Annotated in this window: 18 protein-coding genes; 1 reads left to right on the forward strand and 17 read right to left on the reverse strand. The window is 68.4% G+C overall.

What is annotated here, in order from left to right; genetic code table 11:
- Positions 1–986: hypothetical protein (locus tag AC1D1T_RS21405; RefSeq protein WP_477992450.1), on the reverse strand; the 986-nt coding region annotated here is incomplete at its 3' end.
- 90 nt (positions 987–1076) lie between these two features.
- Here AC1D1T_RS21405 and AC1D1T_RS21410 point away from each other — a divergent pair.
- The gene (locus tag AC1D1T_RS21410; protein WP_477992451.1) at positions 1077–1544 is read left to right on the forward strand and encodes a hypothetical protein; all 468 of its coding nucleotides are present in this window, start codon (positions 1077–1079) and stop codon (positions 1542–1544) included.
- A 152-nt stretch (positions 1545–1696) separates the two neighbouring features.
- On the opposite strand, the gene nagZ is transcribed toward AC1D1T_RS21410, so the two are convergent.
- The 16 genes from nagZ to AC1D1T_RS21490 form a co-directional block, all read right to left on the reverse strand.
- Positions 1697–2746 (reverse strand): beta-N-acetylhexosaminidase, encoded by a 1050-nt coding sequence (gene nagZ / locus AC1D1T_RS21415; RefSeq protein ID WP_477826811.1) that lies wholly within the window; start codon positions 2744–2746, stop codon positions 1697–1699.
- A gap of 17 nt (positions 2747–2763) precedes the next feature.
- Positions 2764–3162 (reverse strand): holo-ACP synthase, encoded by a 399-nt coding sequence (acpS, locus tag AC1D1T_RS21420; protein ID WP_477826812.1) that lies wholly within the window; start codon positions 3160–3162, stop codon positions 2764–2766.
- Positions 3159–3959 carry a pyridoxine 5'-phosphate synthase gene (locus AC1D1T_RS21425; protein ID WP_477992452.1) on the reverse strand — a complete coding sequence of 267 codons (801 nt, stop codon included), beginning with the start codon at positions 3957–3959 and terminating at the stop codon, positions 3159–3161. Before AC1D1T_RS21425 ends, acpS begins: the two co-directional genes overlap by 4 nt.
- Positions 3960–3966: 7 nt before the next feature.
- Positions 3967–4758 (reverse strand): DNA repair protein RecO, encoded by a 792-nt coding sequence (recO, locus tag AC1D1T_RS21430; RefSeq protein WP_477828359.1) that lies wholly within the window; start codon positions 4756–4758, stop codon positions 3967–3969.
- A gap of 9 nt (positions 4759–4767) precedes the next feature.
- Complete coding sequence (gene era, locus AC1D1T_RS21435) at positions 4768–5727, reverse strand: GTPase Era (protein WP_052211190.1); 960 nt, start codon at positions 5725–5727, stop codon at positions 4768–4770.
- Positions 5728–5787: 60 nt separating this feature from the next.
- Positions 5788–6492: a ribonuclease III gene (rnc, locus tag AC1D1T_RS21440; protein ID WP_047499898.1), complete on the reverse strand. Its 705-nt coding sequence runs from the start codon at positions 6490–6492 to the stop codon at positions 5788–5790.
- 50 nt (positions 6493–6542) lie between these two features.
- Entirely contained in the window at positions 6543–6929 is a 387-nt protein-coding gene (locus AC1D1T_RS21445) for a DUF4845 domain-containing protein (RefSeq protein WP_477992453.1), read from the reverse strand.
- A gap of 38 nt (positions 6930–6967) precedes the next feature.
- The gene (gene lepB, locus AC1D1T_RS21450; protein WP_477992454.1) at positions 6968–7933 is read right to left on the reverse strand and encodes a signal peptidase I; all 966 of its coding nucleotides are present in this window, start codon (positions 7931–7933) and stop codon (positions 6968–6970) included.
- A gap of 11 nt (positions 7934–7944) precedes the next feature.
- Complete coding sequence (gene lepA / locus AC1D1T_RS21455) at positions 7945–9753, reverse strand: translation elongation factor 4 (RefSeq protein WP_047499893.1); 1809 nt, start codon at positions 9751–9753, stop codon at positions 7945–7947.
- Positions 9754–9813: 60 nt separating this feature from the next.
- Complete coding sequence (locus AC1D1T_RS21460; protein WP_477829818.1) at positions 9814–10170, reverse strand: hypothetical protein; 357 nt, start codon at positions 10168–10170, stop codon at positions 9814–9816.
- A gap of 130 nt (positions 10171–10300) precedes the next feature.
- Positions 10301–11809, reverse strand: a complete 1509-nt coding sequence (locus AC1D1T_RS21465; RefSeq protein ID WP_477841420.1) for a Do family serine endopeptidase — start codon at positions 11807–11809, stop codon at positions 10301–10303.
- A gap of 59 nt (positions 11810–11868) precedes the next feature.
- Positions 11869–12888 (reverse strand): MucB/RseB C-terminal domain-containing protein, encoded by a 1020-nt coding sequence (locus AC1D1T_RS21470; protein ID WP_047499889.1) that lies wholly within the window; start codon positions 12886–12888, stop codon positions 11869–11871.
- Positions 12889–12904: 16 nt separating this feature from the next.
- Positions 12905–13567 (reverse strand): sigma-E factor negative regulatory protein, encoded by a 663-nt coding sequence (locus AC1D1T_RS21475; RefSeq protein WP_477841422.1) that lies wholly within the window; start codon positions 13565–13567, stop codon positions 12905–12907.
- A 44-nt stretch (positions 13568–13611) separates the two neighbouring features.
- Complete coding sequence (gene rpoE / locus AC1D1T_RS21480; protein ID WP_477828559.1) at positions 13612–14220, reverse strand: RNA polymerase sigma factor RpoE; 609 nt, start codon at positions 14218–14220, stop codon at positions 13612–13614.
- A gap of 2 nt (positions 14221–14222) precedes the next feature.
- Entirely contained in the window at positions 14223–14702 is a 480-nt protein-coding gene (locus AC1D1T_RS21485) for a hypothetical protein (protein ID WP_477828557.1), read from the reverse strand.
- A 21-nt stretch (positions 14703–14723) separates the two neighbouring features.
- Positions 14724–15581: beta-ketoacyl-ACP synthase II (locus AC1D1T_RS21490; protein ID WP_477992455.1), on the reverse strand; the 858-nt coding region annotated here is incomplete at its 5' end.

A 15581-nucleotide genomic window follows, 5' to 3' on the forward strand; every position in this document is an offset into this window, starting at 1 on the left:
CGGCGCCGGTGGCGGTGGCCCCAGCGCCCGCACCGGTGGCAGCACCCGCGGCCGCCGGCGGTGGCTTCTTCGGCTGGGTCAAGCGCCTGTTCGGTGGCGGCGAGCCGGAAGCGGCACCGGCCGTCAAGGCGCCTGCAGCGGCGACCGGCGATGCCGGCGCGAAGCGCGACGGCCGTGGTGAACGTGGCGATCGCGGTGACCGTGGCAATGGCCGCGGCGGCCGCGGCGACCGTGACGGCAAGCGCGATGGCCGCCGCGGTGAGCGCGGTGGAGATCGGGGTCGTGGCGAAGGCCGYGGCGAGGGTCGCCCAGAGGGTGGCCGTGGCGAAGGTCGCGCGGAAGGTCGCGGTGAGGGCCGCAATGAGGTCCGCACCGAGGGCCGTCCGGAAGGCCGTGGCGATCGCCCGGAACGTGGCGAGCGTGGCGGTGAGCGCGGTGGCCGCCGCAACGAGCGCAGCGAGCGTGTCGAGGAAGTGGCGAACACGGAAGCCGGCGCCGCAGCAGTCGCACCGCGCACGGACGAACGTCCGCCGCGTGGGGAAGGTCGCGGAGAACCGCGCGGTGAGGGCCGGGGCGAAGGCCGTGGCGGCCGCGGTCCGCGCCCCGAGCGCGAGCGTCGCCCGGCCGATGCGCCGGTTGACGGTGCGGTGGCAGGCGCCGCGGCGCCGGTGCAAGCGTTCAGCGACACCGTGCCCAGCCCCGATGCAGAAGGCGGCGAAGCGCGTGAAGGCGGCCGTCGCCGTCGTCGTGGCCGCGGTGGCCGCGACCGCGACGAAGCCCGCAACGGCGAAGCCGTCGTGAACGAGAACGGTGAGCAGGTCGCGAACGCGTCGGGTGACGACACGGTCCGCACCGAGTTGCCGGTGGACGCAGTCGGCCAGCAGGGCGAGTCCGTCGAGTCGGCCGACGCACCGGAGGGCGGCAACGCCACGCCGGAAGGCGGCGAACGCGATGGGCGCCGCCGGGGTCGCGGCCGCGATCGTCAACGCCGTGAACGACGTGACGAAGCCGATGGCAGCGCGCCGCCGGCCGAAGGCGCCGAGCCCGGTGCCGCGGGCGACAGCCCAGCCGCTGCGGTGGCCGAGCCGGCGTACCGCTCCGAGATCGCCGAGGCACCCGCCTACACACCGCCTGCGTACACGCCGCCGGTCCCGGCGCCTGTCGTCGAAGCGCCGGTCGCCGCGCCCGTGGTGGCCCAGGCCCCCGCAGTGGCAACACCGGTTGCAGCGCCTGTTACAGCAGCGCCCGTCGCCGCGCCGATCGCAGCCCCCGTGGCCGCGCCGGTCGAGCGCTTCGTGCTGCCGTTGTCCGACCTGCAGTCGGTCGCGCAGACCGCCGGCCTCGAATGGGTCAACTCGGATGCCGACAAGATCCGGGCCGTGCAGGAAGCGATGGCCCGCGAGCCGAAGCCGATCCACGTGCCGCGCGAGCCCCGCCCGCCGGTCGCGATCGATGAAGGCCCGCTGGTACTGGTCGAGACGCGCAAGGACCTGTCGCAGGTCAAGCTGCCGTTCGAATCGGAGTCCGGCAAGCCGGCCGCCTGAGCCCGGAGTTTCTGACAGCGCGTGACAACGCGACAACGGCGCCTTCGGGCGCCGTTTTTCATGGTGCGCGGCAAATGACGCTGCAGCGCATCGTGATCACGCAGAACGCATCGCGCCGGCCGCTCGACCAGCACACTATTGAAGCGCCCCGATCAGGGCAGCCGTTCGAGCGCGTTCTGGTAGGTCGGCTGGTGCATCAGCTCGTCCCACGGCAGCGGCGAGGTCTGCGGCAGCAGCTCCAGGCGGCGTGTCTCGCTGTTCGCATCGGCCTGCCAGCGGCCCTGCGCGAGCGCCTGGGCCAGGCCGTCGAGCAGCGCATCCACCGGCCGGCCGTTGTCGACCTTCGACTGGTTGCACAGCAGCACCAGGTCGCAGCCGGCGTTCAGCGCTGCGATGCCGGCCTCGACCGCGGTGCCGGCGACGCGGGCGCCTTCCATGCTCAGGTCGTCGCAGCAGATGGCGCCGGTGTAGCCGAGCTGGCCGCGCAGGATCTCCTTCAGCCAGCGCGACGAGAAACCGGCCGGCACCGCATCGACCTGCGGGAAGGTCACGTGCGCCGGCATCACGCAGGTCAGCGTGGTCGACAGCCAGTCGTAGGGTTTCGCATCTTCATCGAGGATCTGCTGCAGCGTGCGGTCGTCGACGGCACGCGCGACATGCGAATCGGCCACCGCATAACCGTGCGCCGGAAAGTGCTTGCCGCAATTGGCCATGCCGGCGCGCAGCAGGCCCGTCGACAGCGCCTGCGCGAGGATCGCGACGACGCGCGGGTCGCGGTGGAACGCCCGGTCGCCGACGACCTCGCTGCGGCCATGGTCGAGGTCGACCACCGGCGTGTAGCTCAGCTCGACGCCGCAGGCGCGCAGCTCGGTGCCCAGCACGTAGCCGGCCGACGTGGCCGCATCGACGGCGCGCATCGCGTCGCGCATCCACAGCTCGCCGAACTCGCGCATCGCGGGCAGGTGCGTGAAGCCGTCGGTGCGGAAGCGCTGCACGCGGCCGCCTTCATGGTCGGCGGTGATCAGCACGTCGGGGCGGATCGCCTTCACCTCGGCGGTCAGCTCGGTCAGGTGGCGGCGGTCGACCCAGTTGCGGGTGAACAGGATCAGCCCGCCGGTCAGCGGGTGGCGCAGCCGGCGCCGATCGTCATCGGTCAGGGCCGTGCCGGCGATGTCGAGGATCACCGGGGCGTGTTCGCTCATGCTGTCTCTCTTCGCATTCAGGGTTGCTGGGTTTCGACGACCACGAAGCTCGCCGCGTAATCGCTCTCGTCGGTGACGCTGACGTGGGCGACCAGGTGCCGCGCCTTGAACCATTGGGCCAGTTCGCCGTGCAGCACGATCTCGGGCTTGCCGCTCGGCAGGTTGACGATCTCGCAGGCGCGCCAGGTCATCGGCATGCGCATGCCACGGCCGATGGCCTTCGAGAACGCCTCCTTGGCCGAGAAGCGGGTCGCCAGGAAGCTGATGCCGCGCGCCTCGACGCGGGCGCGCCGCGCGTGGAACACCACCAGCTCCTGCGGGCCGAGCACCTTGGCCGCGAAGCGCTCGCCGCGCCGCTCGAGCGTCGCCGCGATGCGGCGCACGTCGCAGATGTCGGTGCCGATGCCGTAGATCACCGCGCGGCCGCCCGCTGGATGCAGCGCAGGTAGTCGCGCACCGTCTCGACCAGGCCGAGCTCGAGCGCATCGGCCACCAGCGCATGGCCGATCGACACCTCCTGGACGCCGGACACGGCCCGCAGGAAATCGGTCAGGTTGTCGCGGTTCAGGTCGTGGCCGGCGTTCACGCCCAGGCCGGCGCGCAGCGCCGCCTCGGCGCTCGCGGTGAAGCCGGCCAGCACCGCCGCGCCGGCGGGCGTGCCGTGCGCGCTCGCGAAGGTCTCGGTGTAGAGCTCGACGCGGTCGGCGCCGACCGCGCGCGCCGCGGCCATCGCCTGCGGCTCGGGATCCATGAAGAGGCTGACGCGCACGCCCATGGCATGCACTTCGGCGATCAGCGGCGCGAGGCGCGCGGCATCCTCGGGGAAGCGCCAGCCGTGGTCGGAGGTCGACTGCTCGACGCTGTCGGGCACGAAGGTGCACTGGTGCAGCGGCAGGCCGCGGCGCTTCAGCTCGCGCGCGAAGTCCATCAGGTTGTGGAACGGGTTGCCTTCGATGTTGTATTCGATGTGCGGCGTCGCCTGCAGCAGTTCAGCGAGTTCGTAGACATCGCCGGCGCGGATGTGGCGCTCGTCGGGCCGCGGGTGCACGGTGATGCCCTGCGCGCCGGCCTGCAACGCCAGCTCGGCGGCGCGGGTCACGCTCGGGATGCCGAGGTGGCGGGTGTTGCGCAACAGCGCGACCTTGTTCAGGTTGACCGACAGCGCGGTCAGGCCGCGGTGGGGATCGRTGCCCGTTGTCTGGAGGGGGTTCATGGTGTCGTCAGCGCTCCAAGGCTTGCACGTCGAGCATCACCTGCCGCGTGCGCAGCACCGGTGAGCCCAGATGATAGTGAAGCAGCGCCCGCAGCAGCAGCTTCAGTTCCTGCAGCGCCGGCGCGCAGGCCTGCTGCAAAGCCACGAGGCTGCCGTGCTGCAGCGCGGCCTGCAGGCCGACCAGCGTCTGGCCGGCCAGCTCGTTCTCGCGGCCGCGTGCGGTCACGACACCCTGTTCCGGCAGCAGCAGGTAGCGCCCCGCGGGATCGACCTCGGCCTGCGTCATCGTCACGCAGCTGAGGTCCGGCAGCACGCCGACCTGCTGCAGCAGCGCCAGCTCGAAGGCGCGCAGCGCCGCTTGCACGATGCCGTCGTCGGCGGACGCCATCAGCGGCAGCGTCTCGGCATAGGCGTCGAACAGCGCCGGATGGGCATCGCTGCGGGCGAGCAGCTTCATCAGCAGCTCGTTCAGGTAGAAGCCGCTGAACAGCGCCGCGCCGGTCAGCATCGCGTGGCCGCCGGCCCATTCGGCACCGCGCAGCGTCTGCACCTCGCTGGTGGACTCGGCGGACGGCTCGGCGGCGCGCGGCGGCTTGCCGAGCGTCACCTGGATGCGCTGGAACGGCAGCAGCACCGAGCGCAGCTGCGAGTACGGCCGCTTGGCGCCCTTGGCCACCACGGCGATGCGGCCCTGCTCGCGGGTGAACAGGTCGAGGATCAGGCTGGATTCGCTCCAGTCGTAGCGGTGCAGCACGTAGGCCGCCTGCGTGGCCGGTGGGCGCGCGGGGCGGGTGGCCATGCGCGGCGGCTACTCGTAGCCGTAGGTGCGCAGATGCTCTTCGTCGTCGGCCCAGCCCGATCGCACCTTCACCCACAGTTCGAGGAACACGCGGCCGTCCATCAGGCGTTCGAGCTCCTGGCGGGCCTCGGAGCCGATGCGCTTCAGGCGCTCGCCGTCGGCGCCGATCACCATGCCCTTGTGCGCATCGCGCTCGACGATGATGGTCGCGGCGATGCGGCGCAGCGCGCCCTCTTCCTCGAACTTGTCGATCACGACGGTGGAGGTGTAGGGCAGTTCGTCGCCGGTCAGGCGGAACAGCTTTTCGCGGATGATCTCGCTGGCGAGGAACTTCTCGCTGCGGTCGGTCAGCGCGTCTTCTTCATAGAACCACGGCGCTTGCGGCAGGTAGGGCTTCACGATGCCCAGCAGGCGCTGCACGTCGCTGTCCTTTCGGGCGGTCAGCGGCACGAACTCGGCGAAGGCATGGCGGTCCTGCATGCCCTTCAGCCAGGGCACGAGGTCGGCGCGGCGGTGCACCGCATCGAGCTTGTTGGCGATCAGCATCACCGGCTTGTCGGCCGGCATCAGCGCCAGCACCTTCGCGTCGTCGAGCCCGAAGCGACCGGCCTCGACGACGAACAGCACCACGTCGACATCGCCGAGCACGCCCTGCACGGTGCGGTTCAGCGTGCGGTTCAGCGGTGCGCTGTGGCGGGTCTGGAAGCCGGGCGTGTCGACGAACACGAACTGCGTGTCGTCGACCGTGCGGATGCCGGTGATGCGGTGGCGCGTCGTCTGCGCCTTGCTGGAGGTGATGCTGACCTTCTGGCCGACCAGCGCATTCAGCAGCGTCGACTTGCCGACGTTCGGCCGGCCGACGATCGCGACCAGGCCGCAGCGCGTGGCCACGGCTTCACCGGGCTCGGCGGCGGCGCCAGTGCCGGTGTCGCCGTCGTCATCGGCAGGGGTCTCGGGGATGTCGGTCATGCGGGGGTGGCCAGGAAAGTCGTCAGCAGGAAAGTCGTCGACAGGAGGGGTCGGGGAGCGTCAGGAGCGCAGCGCGCTGCCGGGCTTGTCATTCGCCTTCAGCGCGACCAGCATGCCACGCGCGGCTTCCTGTTCGGCGGCGCGGCGCGAGCGGCCTTCGCCGGTTTCGGTGAGGCCGAGGGCCGGCACCGCGCACTCGACCTCGAAGGTCTGCGCATGCGCCTGCCCGCGGGTGTTGACGATGCGGTAGGCCGGCACCGGCAGGCGGCGCGCCTGCAGCCATTCCTGCAGCTCGGTCTTGGCATCCTTCGACCAGCTGTCGAGGTCGGTGGTCGCGATGACCTCGCCGAACAGCCGCTGGACCAGCGCCTGGGCGGCCTCGAAGCCGCCGTCGCGGTAGGTGGCACCGATCACGGCTTCAAGCGCATCGGCCAGGATGGACGGGCGCTGCGCACCGCCGCCGCGGGCTTCGCCTTCGCTCAGGCGCAGCACCTCGGGCAGGCCGATCAGCACGGCCACCTTGTGCAGCGTGTCTTCGCGCACCAGGTGCGCCCGCACGCGGGTCAGGTCGCCTTCGTCGGAGCCGGCGAAGCGCTCGAACAGCAGGTCGCTGATCGCCAGGCTCAGCACCACGTCGCCGAGGAATTCGAGCCGCTCGTTGTGATCGGCCCCGAAGCTGCGGTGCGTGACCGCGCGCGTCAGCAATTCCGGCTGGGTGAAGCGGTAGCCCAGGCGGTTCTGCAGGGCGGTCAGTCGGGCATCCACGCGCGGGGCTGGTTGGTGACGAGCGGGGCGGAAGTCTCGGGCCGCAGCCCTTACTTCGTGCGCCCTTCGTACTTGAGGAGCAGGAAGACCGGGGCCATCAGCTCGATCTCCTTGTTGTAGGCGAAGGCGATCACGACCTTGTCGTTGACCTTCGTGATCTCGAGGTCCTTGGCGGAGATCGACTGGATCGAGTACTCGATGTCCTTCTGTTTCTCGAAGGCCGTGCGGATCTCGGGGACGGTGGTGGCCCCGCTGGTCGCGATCTTCTCGATCGTGCGCTTGATCGTGAAGTACTCGTTCAGCGTCGGCAGCACCTTCAGGCTGAGCAGCGAGATGATGCCGATCAGGATGGCCCAGAACATCAGGCCGAACAGCGTCACACCGCGTTGCGTTCCACGACGGTGCGTGCGTTGCCGCAACTGACCCCGAAATTCCATCGACCGCTGATCCATCGTCATTTACCTGTTGCTCCCGCTCAATTGAACGAACCGACGCGCTTGGGATTGCCGAAATTCATCCAGACAAAGAAGGCCTTGCCCACGATGTTCTCGTCAGGCACGAAGCCCCAGAAACGCGAGTCCTGCGAGTTGTCGCGGTTGTCGCCCATCATGAAGTAGTGACCCGCCGGCACCTTGCAGCGCACGCCCTCCGCACTGTAGCGGCAGTTTTCCTTGAAGGGAAACGCGAACAGCGGTGCGGCCGCGCTCGGCAGCTTGGTCTCGACCAGGATCCGGTGCGCCACGTTGCCGAGCTTCTCGGTGTACTGCGGGGCGAAGCRCACGGCGTCTTCGTCGTAGAACGGCTCCAGCGGCTGCGTCTCGGCGAGCTTGCCGTTCACGTACAGGTGCTGGTTCAGGTAATCGATCTGGTCGCCCGGCACGCCGACGACACGCTTGATGTAGTCGATGCTCGGGTTGGCCGGATAGCGGAACACCATCACGTCGCCGCGCTGCGGATCGTTGATCTGGACGATCTTCTTGTTGATCACCGGCAGGCGGATGCCGTAGTGGTACTTGTTCACCAGGATCAGGTCGCCGATCAGCAGCGTCGGCACCATCGAGCCCRACGGGATCTTGAACGGCTCGAACAGGAACGAACGCAGCAGGAACACCACGAGGATCACCGGGAACAGGCCGGCGGTCCAGTCGAGCCACCACGGCTGCATCAGCAGGGTGTCGCGCGCCTGGGCGACGTTGTCGTCGACTTTCGCGATGCCCTGCGACGCCAGGCGCTCGCGACGCTCGGCATCCTGGCGGTCGAGCGTGGCGGCGGCCGCCGCGCGGCGCGGCGCGAAGTGGAAGCGTTCGGCCAGCCAGTAGGCCAGCGTCGCGACGGTGAGGATGAACAGCAGCAGCGAGAAGTTGCCCGTCCACTTGCCGAGGTACCAGCCGCCCAGATACACCACCAGGGCGCCATAGAGCACGCCGGTCAGAGAACCCATCAGTGAGCCCATCAATCGTCCACTTGGAGGATGGCGAGAAACGCTTCCTGGGGCACCTCGACGGAGCCGATCTGCTTCATGCGTTTCTTGCCGGCCTTTTGTTTTTCGAGAAGCTTGCGCTTGCGCGAGATGTCGCCGCCGTAACACTTGGCGAGCACGTTCTTCCGCAGCGCCTTGATTGTCTCACGCGCGATGATGTTGGCCCCGATGGCCGCCTGGATCGCCACGTCGTACATCTGGCGCGAGATCAGCTCGCGCATCTTGGCCACCACCGCGCGGCTGCGGTAGGCGCTCTGCGTGCGGTGCACGATGATGGACAGCGCGTCGACCTTGTCGCCGTTGAGCAGGATGTCGACCTTCACGACGTCGGCCGCGCGGTACTCCTTGAACTCGTAGTCCATCGACGCATAGCCGCGCGACACCGACTTCAGCTTGTCGAAGAAGTCCAGCACGATCTCGGCCAGCGGCATCTCGTAGGTCAGCATGACCTGGCGGCCGTGGTAGGCCATGTTGATCTGGTTGCCGCGCTTCAGGTTTGCCAGCGTCATCACCGGGCCGACGTAATCCTGCGGCATGTAGAGATGCACGGTCACGATCGGCTCGCGGATCTCGTTGATGCGGCCGAGATCGGGCATCTTCGACGGGTTCTCGACCTGGATCACGGTCTTGTCGCCCAGCTCCACCTGGTAGACCACGCTCGGCGCCGTGGTGATGAGGTCCTGGTCGAACTCGCGCTCCAGCCGCTCCTGGACGATCTCCATGTGCAGCAGGCCCAGGAAGCCACAGCGGAAGCCGAAGCCGAGCGCCTGGCTGACCTCGGGCTCGTAGCGCAACGACGAGTCGTTCAGCTTGAGCTTCTCGAGCGCATCGCGCAGCTGGTCGTATTCGCTGGCCTCGGTCGGGTACAGGCCGGCGAAGACCTGCGGCTGGATTTCCTTGAAGCCCGGCAGGGCCTGGCTGGCCGGACCGGCGTTGTTCGGCAGCTTCTTCTCGAGCGTGATCGTGTCGCCGACCTTGGCGGCCTGCAGTTCCTTGATGCCGGCGATCACGAAGCCCACTTCGCCGGCGCGCAGCGCATCGCGCGCCAACGACTTCGGCGTGAACACCCCGAGCTGCTCGGCGGCATAGGCGGCCTCGGTGGCCATCATCTTGAAGCGCTCGCCCTTCTTCAGTTCGCCGTCGACCACGCGCACCAGCATCACGACGCCGACGTAGTTGTCGAACCACGAATCGATGATCATCGCTCGCAGCGGCGCGTCGGGGTTGCCCTGGGGTGGCGGCATGCGGGTGATCACCGCCTCGAGGATGTCGTCGATGCCCTCGCCGGTCTTCGCGCTGCACGGAATCGCATCGGTCGCGTCGATGCCGATCACGTCCTCGATCTCGTCCTTCGCGCGCTGCGGATCGGCTTGCGGCAGGTCCATCTTGTTCAGCACCGGGATCACGTGCACGCCGAGTTCGATCGCGGTGTAGCAGTTGGCGACAGTCTGCGCCTCGACACCCTGGCTCGCGTCGACCACCAGCAATGCGCCCTCGCAGGCCGACAGCGAGCGGCTCACCTCATACGAGAAGTCGACATGCCCCGGCGTGTCGATCAGGTTCAGCTGGTAGGTCTTGCCGTTGCGCGCCTGGTAGGTGAGCGCGGCGGTCTGCGCCTTGATCGTGATGCCGCGCTCGCGCTCGATGTCCATCGAGTCGAGCACCTGCGCTTCCATCTCGCGATCGCTCAATCCACCGCAGCGCTGGATGAGCCGGTCGGCCAGCGTCGACTTGCCGTGGTCGATGTGGGCAATGATGGAAAAATTTCGGATGTGATCCATTGAGCGATTCCACTGCGTCGCGGTTCGACGCTGCAGCGGTTGCACCGCTGCGTTGATGGCTCATCTCGTGCGCGTTGTCGCGTGACCTGCGCGCTCGAGATGATGGGTCGAAGACCCGGGCCGTGAACAAAAAAAAGGCACGTCGAAGAACTGACGCGCCTTCCAACAAAACGTATGGCAACTGCTTGTTGGGCCTTCATTGTAGCCAAAAGCACCCCGCCGGAAACCGCGCCATTGCTTGATTTCTTGTCGTTGCGGGTCACCAACAGCAAAATCTTTCCACAACTTATCCACAAAGACTTGTGGGTAGCTTGGGGATAGTTTCAGACGCCTCAACTCGTTGCCCGGATTGGCAATAAAGCCGATCCACGACCCCTGAATTGTAGCCAAAAGCGCGCTGAATTCGAGGCGATCCATCGAATGATGTGTGCGCCAACTGACTTTCCATTGATAAGGCAAGTTCAGTCATCGCAAAAGTTCTGTTCACAGATCCCGCATTGCGAAAGCACCATGGCAATCCCCGTGCCGGCAGTCGGATATCCGGCCCTCACTTGAGCACAGGGATGCGCAGGAACTGCGCCCAGTCGCCACGCAGCACGGTGACCGGCAACGATTTCGTCTTGTCGAGCCTGGACACCACGGCCTCGAACTGCTTCACGTCGGTCACGTCGGCCGTGCCGACCGCGACGATCACATCACCCGCGCGCAGGCCCGCTGCTTCCGCGCCTCCGGTGACGGCACTCACGCGCACGCCGTTTGCACCCCGCAGCGCCTGCCGCTCGGCATCGGTGAGATTGGCAACGCTCAATCCCCAGACTTTGGCGGCGCCGGCCGTGCGCGGCTCGATCGGGGCCTCCGGTCGCTCTGCCGCTGCCGCCACTTGCGGATTCAGCTCGGCGAGGCTCGTCTTGAAATCGAGCAGCTTGCCGCGACGATTGCATTGCAGCGTGATCGCCGTGCCGGGTTTCAGCGCGCCCAGCGTGCGCCGCAGGTCGACTGCGCCATCGACCAGCTTGCCGTTGACGCTGATCACGACATCGCCCGGCTGGATGCCCGCCTTGTCGGCCGGCGTGCCGCTGACCACCTGGCGCACGAATGCGCCCTTCGCCTTGCCCTTCGCGAGCCCGTATTCCTCGGCCAGTTCGCGCGGCACGTCGATCGGCTGGATGCCGAGGTAGCCGCGCACGACGCGCCCCGTGGCCTTCAACTGGTCGGCGACGCGCATCGCCTCGTCGATCGGGATCGCGAACGAGATGCCGACGAAGCTGCCGACCGGGCTGAGGATCTGCGAGTTGATGCCCACCGCCTCGCCGCGGGTGTTCAGCAGCGGCCCGCCGGAGTTGCCGGGGTTCACYGCGACGTCGGTCTGGATGAACGGCACGTCGGAGCCGGTCTCCCGCTGCTTCGCGCTGACGATGCCGGCCGTCACCGTGCTCTCCAGCCCGAACGGCGAGCCGATCGCGAGCACCCATTCGCCGACACGCAAGCGCCCCGCATCGCCGATCTTCAGCGACGGCAGGCCGGTGGCATCGATCTTCACCAGCGCGACGTCAGTGCGCTCGTCGGCACCGATGATCTTCGCCTTGAACTCGCGCTTGTCGGTCAGCGTGACGTAGACCTCGGTGGCGCCCTCGACGACGTGTGCATTGGTCATCACGTAGCCGTCGGCACTGAGGATGAAGCCGGAGCCTTCACCGCGCGGCACCTCTTCGCCCGGCTGCTGCGGCACGGCCGGCGCGCGGCGGCGGAACGGCCCGCGCGGCGCGTCCGAGGTGCGCTCGGTGGTCCGGATGTTGACGACGGCCGGGCTGACGCGTTCGACCAGGTCGGCGAAGTCGGGCAGCACCTGGACCGGCGCCAGGGGCTGCGCCTGGCCTGGCGCAGGGCTCTGCGGCGGGTTCTGGGCCGGGTTGGGGGCCTGGATCTGCGCACCCGCGGCCTGCACCAGCAACAACACGGCGCCCGCGCCCAGCGCAGCGGCGCAAGAGCGCACCGTGCTGCGCCGGCGCAGCACGTTCACCGGCGCGAGCCGGCCCCGATCGATCACAGCTTGCATGCTGAGCACTCCCTCGACGACACCCACACGGGCCGCCGCGTGCAGCCGCACGCCGCCGGCTACTTCTTGCGTTCCAGCCCCGACGCGAACGCCCGCAGCGTCGCGGTGGGCACGTCACCCATCACGGTCACCCACCAGTCGCCGTAGCGGCGCATCATCGTCTGCGTCGCGCCGATCACGGTCGACATCGGACGCTGGTGACGCTCGGCATTGAAGGGCTCGATGAAGACCGACACGAAGGTCAGGCCGTCGGAATAGACCGCCTGCAGCACCGGCTCGGTGGCGCCGCGGATGCGCAGCGCACCGTCGAAGGGCCGCTTGACGCAGCTGACCTGGGTGAAGCCGGGAATGTCGTGCTTCAGCGTCCAGCCTTCGGACTCGAGACTGGCCGGCGTGACGGGCGGCCGCACGATGCGGTAGCCGTCGAGCTTGCGCAGCGGTTGCGTGATCAGATCCGCTTGCGGCTTGACGTTGATGCTGACATCGGAGAACGCCGACGACTCGAGCACCTCGGCATGCTCGCCCAGCACCTCGGTGCGCAGCAGCAGCCCAGTGTTCTTCTCGGCCCACAGCCGGTAGCCGAAGCGATGCGCGTCCTTGGCGCGCAACTGCAGCACGTTAGCCTCATGGCCGGCCACGCGCTCGACGCCCACCGGCTTGAGCTCGTAGAAGTCGGTCACATGCTGCGCACCCGCCTGCAGTAGCGCCGGGAACGAACTCATCGAATCGCGCTGCTCGACCATCGCGACGCGGCTTTGCGGCCACACGGTGTGGACGACGTCGTTCTGCCGCAGCACGTTGCGCATCTGCCCTTCCAGCGAGTCGATGCGCTCGTACTGGTTGCGGCCGTCGCAGAAGTGCGCGATGCGTGAACTCGCCACCGTGCCGCCGGCGCTGACGACGACCGTGCCCTGGAAGTTGCGCTTGTTCGCCGCCTCGGTGATGCGGGTGAGCCAGACCTGAGTCTCGCGCGCCTCGACCAGCGGGTCGCCGCTGACCAGCGCACTCTGCGCCCGGCTGGCGGGTGCAAAGGCGACGAATGCACAACTCACCATCAACGCGGAAAGGCGCAGCAGCATGGGTCGGTGGATCCGGTCAGCGGGCGGGGGCTTCGGCTGCGGCGTTGCGCAGGAAGCCCGATGGCACCCCGGGGGCGGAGCTGCCACCGAACTTCTTGTGCACCGACAGGTACTCGTCGAGGCGTGCATCGCGGATCAGCTGGCCGTTCAGCCGCACCGGCTCGGCCTCCTGCGTGACGCTGACGGCGCGCAGCGGCGACGGAACGACTGCCACTGCAGTGGCGCCGCCGGTCTGCGCGACGTTCGCCGGCGCGCCACCGAACGGCAGCGAGCCCGGCACCGAGGTGGCCACCAGCGCACCGGCCACGACCACGAAACCGGCAGCCACCGCCACCGGCGTGCGCCAGGCGCGGCGCCCGCCGCCCGCGGCCACGATGGCCGCCGGGGCCAGCGGCAGCTCGACCGGCGCAGGCAACTCGGCCGGTGCCAGCACCACCGGCTCGTCGGCCAGCCGCGCACGCAGCCGGGCGAGGAAGGCGCAGTCGCGGTCAGCCGTCGAGGCGAGGTCTTCGGAGCGCATCACGTCGCCGATCAACGCGTACGCGTGCCAGCTGGCGCGGGTCTGCGAATCCTCTCGCCACTGCGCGCAGGCGCGCGCACCCGCTTCGGATCCGAGTTCCCCATCGACCAGGGCCGACAGGTTCTCCATCGACGCACTGCCTTCAGACGACTGTGACATGTCCAGCTCCAGCATTCATGTTCAGCAAGTGGCTCCACCGCGCATCACCAGCGGTCGCCTTCCCGGGTGTCCAGCAAAGGACGCAGTTTCAGCGCGATCGCCTCGCGCGCACGGAAAATGCGCGACCTGACGGTCCCGATCGGGCAATTCATCACTTCGGCGATCTCTTCGTAGCTCAGGCCCTCGATTTCGCGCAGCGTGATCGCCTGGCGAAGATCTTCAGACAGCGCATCGATCGAAGCGTTCACTGTCGCCGCAATTTCTTTCGAGGCCAGCAATGCTTCGGGCGTTTCGCCGTCGCTTAGTTCATTTTCGACGCGGGAAGTTTCGTCGTCATCATCCCGCGAGGCCCGTGCGGATTCCGTCACGACCGGATCGCGCTTCATCTCGACCAGCGCCTTCTTGGCAGCATTGACCGCGATCCGGTACAGCCAGGTGTAGAACGCGCTTTCGCCGCGGAACTGCGGGATTGCCCGGTAGGCCCGGATGAAGGTTTCCTGCGCGATGTCCTGCACCAGGTCGGTGTCACGCACCATGCGGCCGATCAGGCGCTCGATGCGGCGCTGGTACTTGACGACCAGCATCTCGAACGCCTTCACGTCGCCACGCTTGACGCGCTCGACCAGCGGGGCGTCGGCATCCGGCGCGGTCATGCTCATGGGCGGCGGCCCTCGCCCAAGGCCTCAGGCACAGCCAGGGGGCGCGCGGTGAACAGCGTGCTGCGCAGCGGGTGCCAGTCGCGCTCGAGCCCCGAGCGCTGGACCGGCAGCCAGTGCGAGGCCGCCCGGCCGGTTGCAGTCCGATCCGGCACGAAATGCAGCAGCAGCCAGCGGCCGCCGTCGATCGCCACCTGCAGCGAGCCGGCCGAGGGTTCTCCGGCGGCCCGCGTCAGATGCCATTGAGCGCCATCCCAGCGCAGCAGGAAGGCCGGGATTCGAGCGAGGGAATGCAGCGATGCGGTGGCGGCTACGCAGGCCAGCAGCAGAAAGCCCGCTGCCGCCGACATCAACGGCCGCTCGCTGGCCGACCACCATGCGCACGCACTGCCCCAGACCACCACCCCCGACACGGCGAGGCCGCCGCGCCAGGCGCCGAAGCGGGAGACGGTGAGCTGGAACTCGGCTGGCGCATGCATGCCGGGCGCGGATCGTGCCGGTCAGACGCGCTTGAGAACCAAGGTGCCGTTCGTGCCGCCGAAGCCGAAGTTGTTCTTCACCGCGTACTCCATCTTCAGGTCGCGCGCCGTGTTGGCGCAGTAGTCCAGGTCGCACTCGGGATCCTGGTTGAAGATGTTGATCGTCGGCGGCACCACCTGGTGGTGCAGCGCCAGCGTCGTGAACACCGTCTCGATGCCGCCGGCGCCGCCCAGCAGGTGGCCGGTCATCGACTTGGTCGAGCTGACGACCATCTTCTTCGCATGGTCGCCGTACGCCAGCTTGATCGCATTGCTCTCGTTCACGTCGCCGAGCGGCGTGGAGGTGCCGTGCGCGTTCAGGTACTGGATCTGGTCAGGGTTGAGCCCGGCGTTGCGCAGCGCCGCCTTCATCGAGCGCTTGGGCCCGTCGACGTTCGGCGCCGTCATGTGGAAGGCATCCGCACCCATGCCGAAGCCGACCAGCTCCGCATAGATCTTCGCGCCGCGCTTCTTCGCGTGCTCGTATTCCTCGAGCACCACGACGCCGGCGCCTTCGCCGAGCACGAAGCCGTCACGGTCCCTGTCCCACGGACGCGAGGCCGTGGCCGGGTCGTCGTTGCGCGTGGACAGCGCACGCGCCGCCGCGAACCCGCCGATGCCCAGCGGCGACACCGTCGATTCGGCGCCCCCCGCGACCATCACGTCGGCATCGCCGTACTCGATCAGGCGACCGGCTTCGCCGATGCAGTGCAGGCCCGTGGTGCAGGCCGTCACGATCGCGAGGTTGGGCCCCTGGAAGCCGAACTTGATCGAGACGTGGCCCGAGATCATGTTGATGATCGAGGCCGGCACGAAGAACGGCGACACGCGGCGCGGACC

The organism is Rhizobacter sp. P2_H3 (genome assembly GCF_056403355.1).